Origin of the sequence: Streptococcus pseudopneumoniae, assembly GCF_001072315.1 — a bacterium.
In the GTDB taxonomy this organism is placed as follows: domain Bacteria; phylum Bacillota; class Bacilli; order Lactobacillales; family Streptococcaceae; genus Streptococcus; species Streptococcus pseudopneumoniae_R.
The window spans coordinates 1-17,702 of sequence record NZ_JVLI01000145.1 but is presented as its reverse complement, the minus strand read 5'-3'; the positions used below and the strand labels follow the sequence as shown (position 1 = coordinate 17,702).

Annotated in this window: 13 protein-coding genes and 1 pseudogene; 1 reads left to right on the top strand and 13 read right to left on the bottom strand. The window is 37.4% G+C overall.

The window, feature by feature from the left end; genetic code table 11:
• Positions 1–144: 144 nt before the first annotated feature.
• The 12 genes and pseudogenes from ADH54_RS07670 to ADH54_RS07615 all read right to left on the bottom strand — a co-directional run bounded on the left by ADH54_RS07670 (position 145) and on the right by ADH54_RS07615 (position 15,737).
• Positions 145–510 (bottom strand): TIGR02328 family protein, encoded by a 366-nt coding sequence (locus tag ADH54_RS07670; RefSeq protein WP_049524653.1) that lies wholly within the window; start codon positions 508–510, stop codon positions 145–147.
• Positions 494–898 carry a YbgA family protein gene (locus tag ADH54_RS07665; protein ID WP_049524652.1) on the bottom strand — a complete coding sequence of 135 codons (405 nt, stop codon included), beginning with the start codon at positions 896–898 and terminating at the stop codon, positions 494–496. The genes ADH54_RS07670 and ADH54_RS07665 overlap by 17 nt, the downstream gene beginning before the upstream one ends.
• Positions 899–1,211: 313 nt before the next feature.
• Positions 1,212–1,982, bottom strand: a complete 771-nt coding sequence (locus ADH54_RS07660) for a Fic family protein (protein WP_049524651.1) — start codon at positions 1,980–1,982, stop codon at positions 1,212–1,214.
• Between the two features lie 201 nt (positions 1,983–2,183).
• Positions 2,184–3,784, bottom strand: a pseudogene (locus tag ADH54_RS07655) (type I restriction-modification system subunit M).
• 44 nt (positions 3,785–3,828) lie between these two features.
• Complete coding sequence (locus ADH54_RS07650) at positions 3,829–4,584, bottom strand: hypothetical protein (RefSeq protein ID WP_049524650.1); 756 nt, start codon at positions 4,582–4,584, stop codon at positions 3,829–3,831.
• Between the two features lie 18 nt (positions 4,585–4,602).
• On the bottom strand, positions 4,603–6,384 hold the full coding sequence (locus tag ADH54_RS07645) for a P-loop NTPase fold protein (RefSeq protein ID WP_049524649.1): 1,782 nt from the start codon (positions 6,382–6,384) through the stop codon (positions 4,603–4,605).
• Between the two features lie 28 nt (positions 6,385–6,412).
• A complete protein-coding gene (locus ADH54_RS07640) occupies positions 6,413–7,609 on the bottom strand; it encodes a haloacid dehalogenase-like hydrolase (RefSeq protein ID WP_049524648.1) in 1,197 nt (398 codons plus the stop codon).
• 30 nt (positions 7,610–7,639) lie between these two features.
• Complete coding sequence (locus ADH54_RS07635; RefSeq protein WP_049524647.1) at positions 7,640–8,728, bottom strand: restriction endonuclease subunit S; 1,089 nt, start codon at positions 8,726–8,728, stop codon at positions 7,640–7,642.
• A 38-nt stretch (positions 8,729–8,766) separates the two neighbouring features.
• Positions 8,767–10,992: a S8 family peptidase gene (locus ADH54_RS07630; RefSeq protein WP_001004235.1), complete on the bottom strand. Its 2,226-nt coding sequence runs from the start codon at positions 10,990–10,992 to the stop codon at positions 8,767–8,769.
• Between the two features lie 3 nt (positions 10,993–10,995).
• The gene (locus ADH54_RS07625; RefSeq protein ID WP_000730173.1) at positions 10,996–12,039 is read right to left on the bottom strand and encodes an AAA family ATPase; all 1,044 of its coding nucleotides are present in this window, start codon (positions 12,037–12,039) and stop codon (positions 10,996–10,998) included.
• A 122-nt stretch (positions 12,040–12,161) separates the two neighbouring features.
• A complete protein-coding gene (locus ADH54_RS07620; protein WP_049524646.1) occupies positions 12,162–12,725 on the bottom strand; it encodes a hypothetical protein in 564 nt (187 codons plus the stop codon).
• Between the two features lie 21 nt (positions 12,726–12,746).
• On the bottom strand, positions 12,747–15,737 hold the full coding sequence (locus tag ADH54_RS07615) for a type I restriction endonuclease subunit R (protein WP_049524645.1): 2,991 nt from the start codon (positions 15,735–15,737) through the stop codon (positions 12,747–12,749).
• 146 nt (positions 15,738–15,883) lie between these two features.
• Between ADH54_RS07615 and ADH54_RS07610 the strand changes: the two genes are divergently transcribed.
• A complete protein-coding gene (locus ADH54_RS07610; RefSeq protein ID WP_049524644.1) occupies positions 15,884–16,501 on the top strand; it encodes a TVP38/TMEM64 family protein in 618 nt (205 codons plus the stop codon).
• Positions 16,502–16,543: 42 nt separating this feature from the next.
• On the opposite strand, the gene scrK is transcribed toward ADH54_RS07610, so the two are convergent.
• Entirely contained in the window at positions 16,544–17,431 is an 888-nt protein-coding gene (gene scrK / locus ADH54_RS07605) for a fructokinase ScrK (RefSeq protein ID WP_049524643.1), read from the bottom strand.
• Positions 17,432–17,702: the final 271 nt, after the last annotated feature.

Genomic DNA, 17,702 nt, shown 5'->3' with positions numbered 1-17,702 from the left:
TTTTAAAAAAATTATAACTTAAAAGTTATTAAAAGTACATCTGGACACTCATAAAAAGAAGACCTTAGAAAAACTCTAAAGGTCTCATCTTTATTATTCGAAAAAATTACGAGAAGAGTTATAAATTGAAGGCAATCCTTACGTTTACTCCAGCTCAATCCCCTTCTCTCGGAGATTGTCCAGGCACTCCTTATAGTAGGCAGCGTCATGTTCGCTGTATATAGGACTGGTCAATTTCTCCTCTGCTAAATCTTCATAGAGAGGGCAGGTCTTCCCTCGGTAGTTCTTGTCCAACCACTCTGGACTGACCCTAAAGCCTCGTTTAACCATTTCCTCCATAATCAAGTCATGATAGGCATAGAGACGATAGGGCGAGTGAGTAAAGACATAGTCAACCGTCGCATGCTTTCTGCCCCAGCCATTGCCACGGAGGGCGCAGCACTCTCTATGTTGTCCCAAAAGTTGAGGACGCGGAAGTTGTGAAATCAAAGCCTCATGCCAAAGTCTCACGGGAATCTCCTTTAAGTAACGTTGAATGTTGCAAATAGGTATTTGGATAGCGTTCAAGCAAATCTCGGGTTTTAGCAATCACATCTTCCTTGGAAGCCTGACCAAATCGGTAGCAATCCAGCAAGAGCATATAGTCCTTGCGCTCGGCATCTGTCGCTTTCTTTTTAAAATAGCCCCAAATATGCTGAAAAGCATTGCAAACCTGCCCCCTGTGTTCTGAGATTTGACAGGCATGGTCAATCATCTCTTTAACCTTACTCACCTCCACCACTTCCTGCTTTAGATACTGGCGAATCTCATTGTAAATATTGCTGGAATGACCCAAAACGAGGTATTTATTTCTAGCCCATAGTTGTTGGCACTGGGATTTTTGGTTAGTTTGTTCCATCTTTCTCCTTGCTTTCTATCCGTTTCCAGGAAATATGGAAACAATGTTGTACCTTAAAAATGAGCGGAATATGAGCGAATAAATAGTATTTTTTGTAGTTCCTGATTTTTCTAATAAACCTTGGTTTACAAATAGTTGGAGATAACGACGCATGGTTGCCGCACTCAAACCTGTTAGTTCTTGTGCAACTGCAGTTATTATCTGGTAATGCTCTTCAAGATAAGACTCTAACCCGTCCGCCCCACACGAACATTTCCATCCTCAAAAGGGGGAATAATTTCTAACTCAAAATGTACAATAAATCGTTAATCTCTTAGTCTATTTCTAAATCATGTTGCCCAACTAATAAGAGATTTTCAAAAAATTGTTCCAGATATTCTGGTTTTTTCTGGAATAGCTTCGCATTATCTAGAACAAGAGCATCTCGAAAATACTTTGCATTTTCTTGGAAGGGTTTGTTGTCTACTTGAAATCCCATAGTTCTAAGGTACTTAATCAAAAATACTGTTATCATTCGAGTATTTCCTTCTCCAAAAGGATGAATCTGCCAAATACCTGAAATAAAAGTCTTGATATGTTGCACTACTTCGATATCGGATTTTCCTCGATAATCAAATTGACTTTCCTGCTGAAAATCATAGGTCAAACTATCTGCTACCGTGCGAAAATCATCATATATGACACTGTCTCCATTTAAAACAGCCTCACTTTTTGTAATGTTATAAGAGCGGTATTCTCCCAAGGAAATGCCTTGTGGCAGGAGGCCAAAGAAAAGCTCTCTATGAATCAATTTCAATGTTGTTGGAGCAAATTTAAAGGCATTAGAGGACAAGAGCTCCACAATTCTCATGGCAACAAGGTCTGCTTCTCTTGTACTATCATCCGTCTCTTGGTGATAAGCCGTTACTTGATCATAAACTTCTTGATAAGTCAACTTTCCTTGAGAATTTTGCTCTGCTAGTTCTCTCATATACGGAGACGGCTCTAGATTATCTACCTTTTGTAAACCAAATCCCGTTTCCCATAGGTCTAATTTGGTCTGATAAGAGAGTCTGGGATTATCAATTTCATAGGTCGGTGTCATGGTCTTCCTTTCTAAACAAAGCTTCAAGTAAAATCTATACACTCTATTCTACCATATTAAATCTTTAAGCTCGTTATACAATTTCACAGTTCTCTCTTCTATCATGCTTGAAAAAAGCCCCTCCTCGCTAACGTTAGAAAATACAACTATATCAGCCTAGCTAAAGTTTTATCTTAAATCTGAGCTAAACAATCTTCTCCATCACCCTTTAAACTCTTTCAAAAACTCTTTAAGTTCAGCATCGGCTTCTGGTGTGGTTCCGTGTAGTTGACCGAGCATTTCAAGTAGGGAAGCGGTTTGGTTTTGGATTGCTTGATTTGTCGTGTTAATCTTGCTGACGATATCTGTCAGTGGTTCGACTTCTTCTTCCTCAAAGGTATCTACATAGCGAGGGATATTGAGGTTATAGTCATTTCCGACGATTTCTTCATAGCTTGCTAGATGGGCAAACTTATCAATCTCCTCACGAGCCTTGTAGGCTTCCAGAATCTTCTCGATATGAGCATCCGTCATGATATTCTGGTTTTTCCCCTTATCAAACTCCTTAGAAGCATCGATAAAGTAGACATCACGATCAGTACGGTTCTTTTTGAGAATGATAACCGTGGTCGGAATACTGGTATTAAAGAAGATATTGGCTGAAGACCAATAACCGTGTCAATGGCTCCTTCTTCTAACAAGGCCTTACGAATGGTTCCTTCCGCATTGCCACGGAAAAGAACACCATGGGGAAGAACGATAGCCATAACTCCATTATCCTGCTTGAGGTGGTAATAACCATGCAAAAGAAAGGCAAAATCAGCCTTAGACTGGGGTGCCAGTTTCCCAAATGGAGAGAAACGAGGATCCGCCATAAAGCCAGAACTAGCAGACCACTTGGCAGAGTAGGGTGGGTTCATGAGAACACCGTCAAAGTTGGTCGGCTCTTGAGTCGGCCAGTCTTCATCCAAGGTATCGGCATTGTGGAGAAATTGATTCTCAACTGGAACACCATGTAGAATCATGTTCATCCGAGCCAAGTTATAGGTTGAGGTATTGAGCTCCTGACCAAAGTAGACTACTGTCTGCGGTTTATGAGAGTATTTCTTGGCATTGAGCAAGAGAGAGCCGGACCCCATGGTCGGATCATAGATGGTAAAGCCTAGCTGGTCCTCACGACCCACAAAGGCAATCTGAGTCATAAGTTTGGCAACAGGCTGAGGTGTATAGAACTCACCAGCCTTCTTACCCGAGTCAGTTGCAAACTGACCAATCAGATACTCATAGGCATCCCCCAGCATATCTCCAGCATGACCAGCTACATCTAGCACAGCCAACTCTTTCATGACTGCCGCCACCGTTTGGTTTTGCTTTTGCGGAGTGGCCCCTAGCTTTTTGGAATAGAGGTCAATATCTTCAAAGAGGTTTTCATAGAGTTCATCACTCTGCTCAATATCACGAAAACCTTGAGCCAAATCTTCCAACTGGAAAGTCCCCTCATTGACATGTGCTACAAGAGCCGTAAATGTCAACTCAGGCTTGATACTATAGTTGAGTTCGTCCTTCATCACTGCAAGAAGATCCTCGTGGGTGTCCGCATCCTCATAGTAGTTACGATAAACCTCAAGGGCAGCCTCTAGACTCTCACTCCCCTCCTCCATAGTCTCCGCCACGAAAAAGAGCATCTTATCTGACAGGTACTTATAAAAGACCATACCCAAGAGATAGGACTTGTAGTCATTAGCATCCATCTTGGAGCGGAGAACATCCGCTGAGTTCCACAGGGCTTGGTAGAGCGACTGGGAAGTTTGTGTTGTTTCCATAATGTTTCTTTCTAAGTTTTACAATTATTTTTTTAAACAAGCAATCATTTATAACAAATCACTTCATTTTCAATCGTTCGAATCAAATCTAAAGGAATAGAAGAGACTGGAAGTTGATAAACAATATTTTTTCGAGGGTTATAAAATCCAAGATTTTCGATAGAAAGGAAGTCAGGATCAAAGGAATGTAAGCCCATGATATAGTATACAAGGACTTGTAGTGTATGGTCTTTATTAGGAGCTGTTTTAGTCACCTTAAAATCCCACAGTGTATCCTTGGTCAGAAAATCTCCATCACCCTTATCAATCGTATCTGTATATCCTCCAAGAAAATGAAAGCCATCTTTTACCAAAGGACCATAGAGATTAAAGAAACAAAGACTTCGCTCCACCATGATACAAATATTCTCTATCGTTTCGGCATCCACTGAAATTTCCTCAAATGGCTTATAATACTTAATCCCCGCACGAAAAACGACATCAAAAGAAACCAAACGACACGCACTTTCTATTGATAAATCGTCCAATCCTGTCACCAAATCGAGCAGTGCTTCTGCTAGGTCTCCCATGCCCACCATCTGAGCTCCCAAGAGAGATATTCTGAAAGCATCACTGGCTTCTGCCCCTTTCATAAAACGGGTCAAGTAGTCCACACAAATCCCCACTAAACTAGGAGATACAGACTCTACAGGATTCAGAACTCTGTGATCTTCGAACCGCTCTGCTGAAAATAACTTGATGGGCAAGTAGCCACCTCGAGGTTGATTAATTTCTTTTATACGTTGTGTTACAGATACCATGGCAACTCCTTTTAGCTTTTAATCTTCGAATTTGAACCCTTCTTCTTTAAGTTTGTTTAATCTGTTCTTATTACTTTCTTTTAAGAAAATCATATCTGCTTCGTCAGCATAAGTGTCAAAATCTTTTACAAAAATATATTCTTTATTTTTAGAATCATACCCAGGTTTATTCGGATCTTTATTACTTATAAATCCAAATTCTAGCCAAAAACGGAGGAACTCTTCTGTACTTAGTTTATTTATAGCTTCCCAGATAGTATTGCTCCAATCCAAAAATTGAAGTACTTTATCTAGTTCATACAAGTGCATCATTATTATTATATATTTCCACCTGTATGACGAGAATTCTTTATTGTAAGGACTTAATCCTATATCAAGACCTACCATATCTTGATACCTAAAAATTTTATGTTTGAAAATAAAATAGAATATCTCGCTTACATCTGTTTTACCTAAAACTTTCATTAAAAATAAATAAGTATTTTCAACTAATTCTGTATTAACATCTTGAGTCCCTATCCTATACTCAGGAATTTTAGTCTTAACCTTCTTCTGTAAAATAAGATTTATTAACAAGTTATCTTCACTGTGAGTAGATAATTTTAAAGCATTTGAAAACAATAAATCTTGTTGTTGATTAGTTAGTTTTTCGTATTCTCCATTGATAAAATCTAGGAAATCATTCTGTGAAAGTAAAATTTCATTAGAAAGTTGTTGTCCATCATTAATAATCTTAATCAATTCATCAGTGCGTCTATTTGATGGTACTTCATTTATAAGGTATCCTTCCCTATTTGAAACATAACAACTAGGATATAAATCATTTTTTTTAAATAAAATATTATGAAGTTCTTCAATTAATAATTGTTTATTCGAATCTATTTCAATAGAACCTTTACCTGTCTTTAGACTTTCATAAAATTTTGGATAATATAGAAAAAGATACAAAACAACTAGTTGTTGCTCAATTTGAACATATTTCACTTTATTACGTCCAATCAATTCCAGATTAACATAATCATTAAAGCGTTCTCTGTCTCGTAAATTTTTTCCATCTTTTATGAACACATCTTTAAACACATCAGAAAGCTTTATTTCTAATCTATTTTCCAATTGCTCGAAATAATCACTCCATATTTTTGTGGGATGGAGAACAAATGGAAGTTCAATTCGTCGATCTATAATTTTTGAGAGATAATTACTATTATTTCGATGAATTATATCGATATCTCCAACGAAAATAATCGGAAGTTTTCCATTAAGTAAGCTGAAAAGTTTATAACTAGCTTCCTGCTGTTCTTCAGTCATTCTATCAAAATCATCAACAACTAAGACTTTCTTCCTACATGAAAGATAATTTTTAGTCAACAACCAACTATAAATTCCATCTGATTTTATTTTCAAAAACTGATGGATTGCAACTATTAAAGCAATTACTCCTGCAAACAAAACAACCCAATTAGGTACAAGAACACTTAGACCCAAATCAACTACATTAGTCATTAGGATTGATAATGCAATGCATAGAATCACAACTAATCTAAGTCCCCAATAAACATATGGATGTAACTTAGCAAAAACTGTCTCTAGAGTTGACCGACTATCATTTAATCTCCAAAAATCAATGGTTACTAATTTAACTTGTTTCGTATCGTCAACTTCTTTAAGAAAAGTAGACTTACCTGACCCCCAAGTACCATTTAGAAAATAAGTCTTATTCTCGTTTAACAAATTTGCAAAATTTTGCGCAGCAGTTAAAATTTCAATTTTATCTAGTTCTATAAAATTTTTCTCCGCCATATCTCACCTAAATCTTCTCATCTACAATTTATGATTCAAATTTTTGTTGAATATTTTCAACTTTGTCTCTAATTAACTCATCAGTATTGCTACCGAGTTGTTCAATTATATACTGGTAAAACTTTTTAATATCTTGGTCATTCAAAATATGTAATACCTGTGTATTTTCCACTGCAATTTCTAAGAGATCTTCTATTTCTTCTGGTTTCCAACTAGTATATTTTGATAATTTCTCGATAATAGCATGAGTACTTTTGAAACTAGCACTACTTTCCAAAGAGTTAATCAAGTCTATTTTCTCCTGTTCTTCTCTTGGTTTTTCTTGTTCGATAGCTTCCTTCTGATTAATATATTTTTTCTTGTACAATTTTTCGTTGTACACAGTTTTATCAATGATCAATTTCACAAGTTCATCAAGCTCGCTACCTTCCGAATAATCTGCAGGGGCAAAATAAGAAATACGATTATCCCTCATCATTTTATAGACTTTATTTTTCGCCTTCACTTTATCTTTTTCATCTGGATTAAAAACACCTATAGAATATCCGCCTTGAGAATTTACCAATTTCATACAAGGAATATCCGTATCGCTGTCCCCTAGATAAACCATATTCCGAAATGGAACTCTGATTTCGTCAGGTGCGAAAGAATCATTAACCGCTTCATCATTAACATCAAGGACACCCTTTGAGATACGAAAAAGAAACTGTGTTTTATTAGTATAATTCACTACTTGAGCAGGCCAGACAGCAACTCCATCATCATCAAAATAGAAAGAAGTTGCGTACAATTCTTTAAACTCTTTTGCAATTGAAGTTCCTTCTATCATCTCTTTTAAACCTGAAGATATAATATAATGCTCGACAATGATTCCTTTATCAGCTCCGTAGTCTCTTATGCGTTTAAACCAATCCTCTACTCCTGGAAAAAGTGCAACCTGAGATCCATACTCAGCTAACTTCTCTTTTGTAAAAACAATTTGCCCACGTGCTTTTTTCTTCATTGTATACATATAAGCAAGGTTTTTATCCATATTGTTTGCTGCGGCACGACTATTTGACTCCTTCCAGAAATCACCAATCATATCGCTACCTTCTGGTTGTACTGTTTGGATATATCCTTGAGCCTGCATATCATCTGGAGAAAGTGTCTTATCAAAATCATAGCATAGCGCAATAACAGGTCTATCTGTTTTCTTTTCACGGTTAAAAGTTGTATCTGGCATAATTCGCTCCTTTCAGTTAAATAAAAAATATTAAATAAACATATCCTGCAAGAGTTTCTTTTTGAGTGTTTCCAATTGAGAAAGTTTTTCTTGGTAAGAATTGATGAGGTTATCGAGATTATAGAAATAGGCACCGATGGCTTGCTGTTCAGGAAGTGATGGAAATTTTGAAACAACTTTTTCAATGGTTTTCTTTGATAAACTTGGTACACCAGTAGATTCATCAAACTTTTTCCAACGAACTTTTTGAAAAATTAAGAAAAGATAATATAAATCATAGCCTACTTTACATGTCACATAAAATAAAGTATCTACAGTCCAAAAAGGTGCTGATAATAAATATGGTTTATCTATAGTTCCTTTTCTTCCAATACCTATAGCATCCTCATCAGATAATTTATCATTTACAGAAAGCATGTAACCACCCGTGCCATATACAGGAATGTCCCCATCCTTTAAATGTTTATAATCTCTACCAGAATTAATATTACAAACCTCTGACAAATTCTTCCTTTTCCACTCACCTTCAAATCCATCCAAACGAATCTCAGGAACTGTCTGTCCATCTTTTGGAAACATCTTAGAGAGCATGGTCGCCTTGAGAGATTGGTAGTTGGCGAGATTGTCCTTGTAGCTAGCCAGAAGGTCGTCGAGGGTGCGGAATAGGGAGCCGATGGCGGATTGTTCTTCAATTTCAGGATAATACACTTTATAGTTCCCAAGTTGTGGAGCTGTCAATTGAGGAACACCCGTAGATTCATTTAAAATTCTCATAGAATTAATCTGATTTTCAAGATAATCAACATCAATTTTTTCCGATTGAAGAGTCAAGAGTCTAACAATTGGAGTAAAATTTTCATGTCTTGCTACTGCATATCCAACATCTCCACGACCCGTAACAGTCACTGCAGGAGCTTTCACTTTATAATCTTCATAAAATCCAACGATTCCTTTGTTTGTCAAAGCATTTGCAATAACAGGATATTTTCCACTTTCCTTCAATTTTACTTTATCTACATCACCACCAGCAGATATTTTGACTATATCTGCAATTCTATTTTCTGTCCAAGAACCTTGATAGGAATAGAATCTTATTTTAGGAATATCTTGCTTTATCATATTTTTATCTAACCTTCATCAAGCTTTTTTTAATAAAATTAATCTTCAAAATGAATTTCTCCCTCAGCAACATTATAAATATCAATCATTTCCTGAACGTCAATTCTATTCACAAGCCAACCACGCATAGAACATTGACTAATGAAATCAGAAATCCTATTTATCCCTTTCATTTCTTTAAGTGTTACAACTATTCCAAACCTAAGTTCTCTACCATCACCATTGTTAAGTCGTTCCTTAGTTTTAAGACTAAACCCCCACAAACCATCACCATATGCCTTCTTAGCTCGCCCATTTGGTTTAACGTACTCTATAATTGATTTGATATTATCCCATTTTCTATACAATCCTCTAGCATCTGTTTCAGAAAGAGACACATTATCATTTTGTTTATTATCATTCACAGTAATTATTTTCTGTCCATTAAGTCTACCAAAATAAATATCTAATTCTGTATTTGTATAATCAACTCCTTGATTCCTAGAACACTTGGGAAAATAACACAACGTTGCTTTAGCAATGTAAGGGTGCTTATCATCAACAACAGGCACTGGAAGATTATAATTGTATGTATCAAACATGATTGATTCTCCAGATATAACAAACTTAATCTCATCATCTTGGGAGTTAAGCACATTTTCGATTTTTTGAGGTACTACACCATACCCGATTAAATTCATAGAACTATTTGCTTTTGACCATGATATTGCAGAATCAATAATTAAAGCTTTCGCTACCTCCCTACTTAACCCTATCTTATGGATTAAATATGCTATTTTTCTAGTAATCCAAGGTGCTGCAAAAGATGTTCCTGCTACAAAATATTCTCCTGTAGGCATACAAACTCTTATTTTGTTTTTCCCATCCCCTCCAAAATAAGAAATATCAGGTTTATTAAAGAAGGACAACACTTTACCTTCTCTAGAGTATGTCGCTGGTTTATTATCCTTATCAACGGCATTCACAACTAGAGAATTTATCGAATCTGCTGGTGCCCCTATTTTCATTCTAGCTTTATCACTCACTCTTTTATTTGTTCCTGCTATCACAAATATAACATCAAATTCATATTGTATTTTATCTAACAAAGCAGCTTCTGGAGAAATGAAATTTTTTTGAATTTCTAATGCTGACCCTAATGATAAATTCCATACCTTAATATCTCTATTCTCTGCTACTATTTCTTTAATTGACTTAAGTATAGAAAATGAACTAAACTTGCTACCCCTTGCAACTCCAAAATGTTTAACTCTAAAACGACCACAACCATCATCTAATTCTGGATTAATTGAAGCACCGTCAACAATTAACGAAGATACAGCTGTACCGTGTTCATAATCAGTTGGATTAATTGGAATATCGGCATTTACCTTATCTTGAAATGTCACCCATTCAGAAAAATAAACACTACTATCAAACATAGTATCAATAACTCCGACTACCGGTTCATCTGCAGGTGAAGGAATTGTCATTCTATGCCCGCTATCAAAAATTTCAAAATTCTGAGTATCCAATTTCGATAAATCTGTAGTAGCCATAGAAATCAGATAAGGAGCCTTTTCATTTAAGATTTCTAACTGATCCGGAGTCAATAATATCGTTGTCTCATCAATCACTCTGTAATCAGGAACATTTAAACCAACCCTCTTTAATAATTCACTTGTAGGTACTTTGGTATCAAAGATACTAATAATTGATGTTCTTAGTTCATCAAGTTCATTTTTGGGTATTGCAAAATTTTCAATCGAACTAATGTCTACAATAGCTTGTAAAAATTTTGTTCTAGCAATTATTCCTGGTTCATAATTATCTGTCCTGTCACTAATCGAATTTAATTTTTCTGTAGAAATTTCTCCATTGAAATCTTTAATAAGTAATGATGCAACTATATTCAAAGTATTAATCGATTCATCCAAAACATCTAAATCTACGTAATAAGTAATAACATGTTGCTTCTCTGTAGAAGTTTTATCAATAAATTTGGCTCCAACAACGCAATCATTTGGTTGAATTCTACTATTTTTTTTAAATAGTTCTCTCATTCTTCTACTTTTTGCAACAACATCTACATAAGTTACTGAAATTAAAGCTCCTTCAAAATATGAGATATTTGACCAATATTCTTTAAGTTCTTCGAGCTCTTTTTTTAATTTTAATATTTTTTTTTCACTTACAATTTGATTAGCCAACAACTTTGGAGAACCTGGTCGACCACTACTTGATTTTTGCTCAAAACGCCCCTTTAATTGCAATAATTCATTCATTCTTTAACATCCTTTTAACTCTCTTGAAACCTGACTTTTTGAAATACCTTTCAAAATCTCTATTTCACGTACTGTGAAACCAAGCTCTTTTAATTCTTCAATTGAAACTTCATCTATAGATTTATATGCATTTGTAAAGATTCGCCTCAAATAATCGTATTTATCAGTTAAACTGCTAAAAGCTACTGCACTCTTTAAAATATTCTTTAGTTCACCTGGATAAGGAATAGGTTTCATCAGAGAGATAATCTTTCTCAATAATTTACTATTTTTCCCAGATTGTTTAAAATCTTTTAAAATATCACTCATTAAAATATTTGAAATATCTAATAAATCATCTTGATTATAATTATTAAAATTAATTACTGCATCAAAACGTCTTATTAAAGCTTTATCAAAAACATCAAACAGATTAGTCGTAGCAATTAAAACAACCTCATTATTTAGTGAGTCTATTCCCTTCAATATAGCAGAAGTTGCTCTTCCCATTTCTCTCAAGTCATTGGTATCTAATCTATTTAAAGCAATAGCATCTATTTCATCAAACAATATAACTACTCTGTTAGGTTTAGAAAAACTATTTATTTCCTTAAAGAGTGAAGCAATATTCTTTGACGTTTGTCCTAATTTACTATCAACTATTGCTTCAAAATCTACAATATAAAGTTCTCGTTCCAATAGGCGAGTTATTTGTTTTGTTGTCTCTGTCTTCCCAGTCCCTGGTGCCCCTTCAAAGAGAAACTTATTTACTCCAATATTCCTCCGAACAGCATTCACTATCCCAATCACATCTTTTGAGATAGGTTCTGGCAAAGGCAATGATTCTAAGTTCAGCAGTGAAACCTTCCTCAACGATTCAATATCTTCTTTATTCATTTGTGGAACAAAAGTATTAGCATCTGATAGCAATGCCATTATATATTCAGCTAACTGATAGTCTCCACTTTTATCAAATGATTTTGCTATTTCATACGCTTCAGTCCTGAATCCAGACTCATTCTTCTCTGTAAAATACCTAATTAAGTTAATCACTTGCTTTTTTTTCATTGCTAGACCTCCATTTTAAATACTAAACTAAGTATAACACCATGGGACAAAAATGTCAATTTAGGGACAGATAAACAAAAATAACAGGCATTGTACTTTACTAGACAACACCTGTTATTTTATTACTTGGAGAACTTAAATTGGTTCTCCACCTCTAATTTTGCTTTCACCCATTCCGCTTTCATATAACAAGAAAATTCATCAGAAACTATATTCAGCATAGCTTTATATTGTTCAGGAACATCATATCTTTGCAATTCCTGAAAACTTGGTACAAACTCCGAAAAAGTGATATCTCCATAGGAATACTCTAATTTTTCTTCCAGAAAATTAACTAATTCATTAAATATACTTACAATCTCAAAGTTTCTTCCATCACTGTCTTTTTTAGGGAAATAAGAAATTAATTGATAATAACTTGACCACAAATTTCCTCTCAACATATTAAAATTTTTATCAAAATTTTCTTCATTATCACATACTCTTAAAAACAATAACTCATTATGAAACTCTGTACTTAATTTAATAAAATTCGAGTAGATTTCTCTAACTTCCTTAATCCACTGAACACGAGAACTTGAGATAATCTGGGCTTCTATTTGAGCCTTATTATTTCTAATAGTTACAAAAATATTCACAATTGAAACAAATGCTGCGATTCCCGCAAAAATGGTAGTCCAATTCATACTTTTTCCTCCAAAGTTTTACTATCTTCCAACCCTCAAAGGCTCAATGACTTCCTCTACTAGCTGGGTATAGGCTTCCTTGATTTGTTTTTTATAGAGGAGAGGATTGAGGGCATCCGCCACCTCTAGCTTATAGTCATGATAACGCTGGCTCTTGGTCAGCTGGCTTTCTCCTAGTTGTTTTTTAGCTCCCTTACGGTAGTGTTCGACATAGTAACGGAGTTCATCCTCCCCGACATACCAGCGCTTGCTAAAGACTTGGATATGTTGCTGGATGACAGCCTCGATCATCTGATCCAAGATATTTGCGATAGACTGACCACGATAGCTTTCTGGATGTTCTTGTACCTCTCTCCACAGTTCAGTAATGATCTGGGCAAGATTTGGATTGGTCTTCTCAAGACTCTGAATATAGTTATCCACGGCTTCCTTATCTTGAACGCTTAGGTTCTTTTCTTGACTCTGACCTTGCTCAATCAGGCTTTGGATCAAGGTCAAGATATAGGCATAGTTAATTTCGTCCACTTGGATAGACTCCAGTTCATAGTGGATATCAAGTGGCTCTCCATCGTCATCATCCTCTACTCGGCTTTTTAATTCTGCAAGGACATTTCGATAAAGGCCCAGATACCTTTCCAACTTCTCTCCATCAAGTCCCGTCTGACTGTAAAGTTCTTCCTCATCATACTCTTTGTACACTCGGATAGAGGCTAAGTATTTATCAAAGGCTTGATAGGTTTTAGCTAGTTTCCTCAACTCAGGTGTAGAGATTTGCTCGATTTGGAGTCCATCCTCAGAATCATCGGTGATGAGATTTTGGAAATCACTGCAACTCCTCAAAAAGTTTCTCTTCTCCTCTTCCCAACTCGGAGCTAGGACCTCGTTTTCTCCACCATTTGAGTAGAGTTTGAGGGCATTATCCACTGCTTCCTTAAAGGCTAGGGGCTTTTGGAAGGTGATGATATGACCATAGGTTTTACTGCTATCAAAAATACGGTTGGTTCGGCTAAAAGCCTGAATCAAGTCCTGCGGTTGCATGGGTTTGCGGTCGATAAAGAGAGTCGATAGACAAGGCGCATCAAATCCCGTTAAGAGACGATTGACAACGATGACTAAGTCCAACTGCTCCTTGCGATAGAGGTATTTGTCCTGTTTTCGAGCTAGACGGTTATTAACATCCGTATTAAAGCCACGAAGATCCGCCATGGTAAAGTGGGTATCAAACTCTTTGTTATAGTCCTCTAAGACCTGCTTCATGTGGTCTTGGGTGGCTCTTGAGTCTTCTTCATTTTCTGTGACCGAGTAGGTGATGGTCGCCTTTGGAAAGTCAGGAAGGACCTGCTTAACCCTTTCCGATACCTTAACTCTCGTCTCCCCAGACTTGACACGTTTGAGTAGGTCATAGTAGGATTGGGCTTGAGGTATTGACTTGACGGTCAGGATAGCATTGTAGGTCTTACCAACTCCTTTTTGGAAGCCTAACTGTTGACGGGATTTATTGATAATGGCATCCAAGACTTCCAGCATGTGCTCCTCGTCCTCGTAGACAGTATCTAGTATGTCATTTTCAGATTTATCCGTGATGAGGGTATTGCGATAGTCTACCTTAAAGCCCAAGACAGCTCCGTCATGGATGGCTTCCTTGACTGTATACTCATGGAGACGGTCACCGTACTGTTGCTGGGTGGTTTGAGCTAGATCGCCGACTTGCTGGCGTTTATTTTCCTTAAAGATAGGTGTGCCTGTAAAACCATACCAGAGAGACTGTGGGAAAAAGGCCTTAATATCTTTTTGTGTTTGAGGTGTTATGGCACGGTGGCATTCATCCACGACAAAGGCCACTCGAAGACCCTTGATTTTGTCCGCATCTCTTTGGTAAAGACCTTGTTCAAACTTACGCATCATGGTGGTAATTTTCTGGATGGTAGTGACCACCACACGCTTATCATTGCTTCCTAGTCGCTTGACCAAATCATGAGTATTATCCGTCTCATCAATATCAATGACATCATTGGTCGCATAGGAGAGAAAGGACGAAGTAGTCTGTTGGTCCAAGTCCCTTCGGTCAACGACAAAAATCGTCTTTTGGATTGAAGGAATCTGGAGGAGATTCCGAGCTACCTTATAAGAAGTCAGGGTCTTACCTGAACCTGTCGTGTGCCAGACATATCCTGATGCTTGCTGGCGAGAGGCTTCTTGCACTGCTTCGATGGCATGGATCTGGTAAGGACGCAAGAGGATAAGAGCCTTCTTGCTATCATCAAGGACAGAATACTGCATAACCATCTGGTGGGCACGAGGGATAGAAAGAACCTCGTGAGCAAAACTGGTCAAGCTCGTTATGGGTTGGTTGTCCTTATCCACCCACTTGGTTAGAAATTGCTTGTTGAGTTTATTTTCTCTAGCTGCAGCGATATAGCGTGTGTCTACTTTATTGGTCACAACAAACATCTGTAAGCTAGAGTAGATGCCACGGAACTTGCCTTCGCGGTCATATTTTTTAATTTGATGAAAAGCATCTAAAAAAGCAACTCGGGGACTTTTAAGCTCAATCTGAATCATTGGAAGGCCATTGATCAAAAGGGTCACATCTAGCCTGCGGTCTTGATCCTGAGGATTTATCTTATCTCTCTCGACTTGGTTGACAACCTCATAACTAGACTTACCAGCTGCGATATTGTCTCGCCAGATGACTGATAAACGGATAGTCCCCAAACTAGCATCTTCTCTCTGAACCTCAACCTTGGCAATGCCATTTTCGCCGACCAACCACTTGGCCGCATCATAGTAGCTAACAAAGTTCAGTTGATTCTTTATCTGGCGTTTTTCCTGTTCTGTCAGGGGATGATCTGCCAATAGAGCCACATTGTTCTGGGCTAGCTTTTCAAAGAAGTTTTCCCATAACTGCTCTTCTGTTTTAAGGTCATCTCTGTAAGTCCATTGACTTTCCCCAGTCACCAGTTGGTTGATCAGTTGTTTTTCTATCTCCAGTTCTGGTTTTACCTGCATCATACTCTCTCCTTTGCTACATGTCTGCTCCCTTTATTATAGCATGTTTAGCCTCAAATTCCATCACTATTCCCATCACAAAAGCAATCTTCCCCCTTTCTCCTCCAAAATATGGTATAGTAGAGTTATACTATCTATGAGGAGTTTACATGTCACAGGATAAACAAATGAAAGCTGTTTCTCCCCTTCTGCAGCAAGTTATCAATATCTCATCGATTGTCGGTGGGGTTGGGAGTTTGATTTTCTGTATTTGGGCTTATCAGGCTGGGATTTTACAGTCTAAGGAAACCCTCTCTGCCTTTATCCAGCAAGCAGGTATCTGGGGGCCACCTCTCTTTATTTTTTTACAGATTTTACAAACGGTCGTCCCTATCATTCCAGGAGCCTTGACCTCGGTGGCTGGTGTCTTTATCTACGGTCACATCATCGGTACGATCTACAACTATATCGGTATCGTGATTGGCTGTGACATTATCTTTTATCTGGTGCGCCTCTATGGGGCTGCCTTTGTCCAGTCTGTCGTCAGCAAGCGCACCTATGACAAGTACATCGGCTGGCTAGATAAGGGCAATCGTTTTGACCGTTTCTTTATCTTTATGATGATTTGGCCCATTAGTCCAGCTGACTTTCTCTGTATGCTGGCTGCCCTGACCAAGATGAGCTTCAAGCGCTATATGACCATCATCATTCTGACCAAGCCCTTTACCCTCGTGGTTTATACCTACGGTCTGACCTATATTATCGACTTCTTCTGGCAAATGCTTTGACACGTAAAAAATCCGTTTGGTTGCCCAAGCGGATTTTGTGCTTTATTTTGAAACTTCTTTTGCAAGGACAAAGTTCCCAAGAGTAGCAGAACCATTTCCTGCGACTGCTGGAGTGACGATGTAGTCACGCACATCCGGTACTGGTAGGTAGCCGTTGAGAAGAGCTGTAAATTTCTCACGGACACGGTCCAGCATGTGTTGTTGAGCCATGACCCCTCCACCAAAGACAATCACGTCTGGGCGGAAAGTCACTGTCGCATTAACCGCAGCTTGAGCGATATAGTAGGCTTGAACATCCCAAACAGGGTTGTTGAGTTCAATATTTTCCCCACGAACACCTGTACGAGCTTCCAAACTTGGACCAGCTGCATAGCCTTCCAGACATCCCTTATGGAAAGGACAAACACCGTTGAATTCTTTTTCAATATCCATTGGGTGTCTAGCAACATAATAATGACCCATTTCAGGGTGACCCACACCGCCGATAAACTCACCACGTTGGATAACACCTGCACCGATACCTGTACCGATTGTGTAGTAAACCAAGTTTTCGATACGGCCACCAGCATTGTTACGGGCAACCACTTCACCATAAGCAGAGCTGTTTACGTCTGTAGTAAAGTACATAGGCACGTTGAGGGCACGACGAAGGGCACCAAGCAAGTCCACATTTGCCCAGTTTGGTTTTGGAGTCGTCGTGATAAAGCCATAAGTTTTTGAGTTTTTATCAATATCAATCGGACCAAATGAACCAACTGCAAGACCAGCAAGGTTATCGAATTTTGAGAAGAACTCGATGGTTTTATCGATTGTTTCGATTGGAGTTGTTGTTGGAAATTGTGTTTTTTCCACAACATTAAAGTTTTCATCACCGACAGCACAGACAAATTTTGTACCGCCCGCTTCCAAGCTTCCATATAATTTTGTCATGATAAACCTCTTGTTTTTATTTTCTTTATTATAGCATATTTCGAAAGTCTAAATTTCTCTATTTTTTAGATTTTCCTCTGTAAATCTTACCATTCAAGCAAAAACGAACAAACATGTCATTTGTTCGTTTTCATTGTGAGAGGGAATATTGTACTCAATGAAAATCAAAGAGCAAACTAGGAAGCTAGCCGAAGGTTGCTCAAAGCAATGCTTTGAGGTTGTAGATAAGACTGACGAAGTCAGTTACATATATCTACGGCAAGGCGAAGCT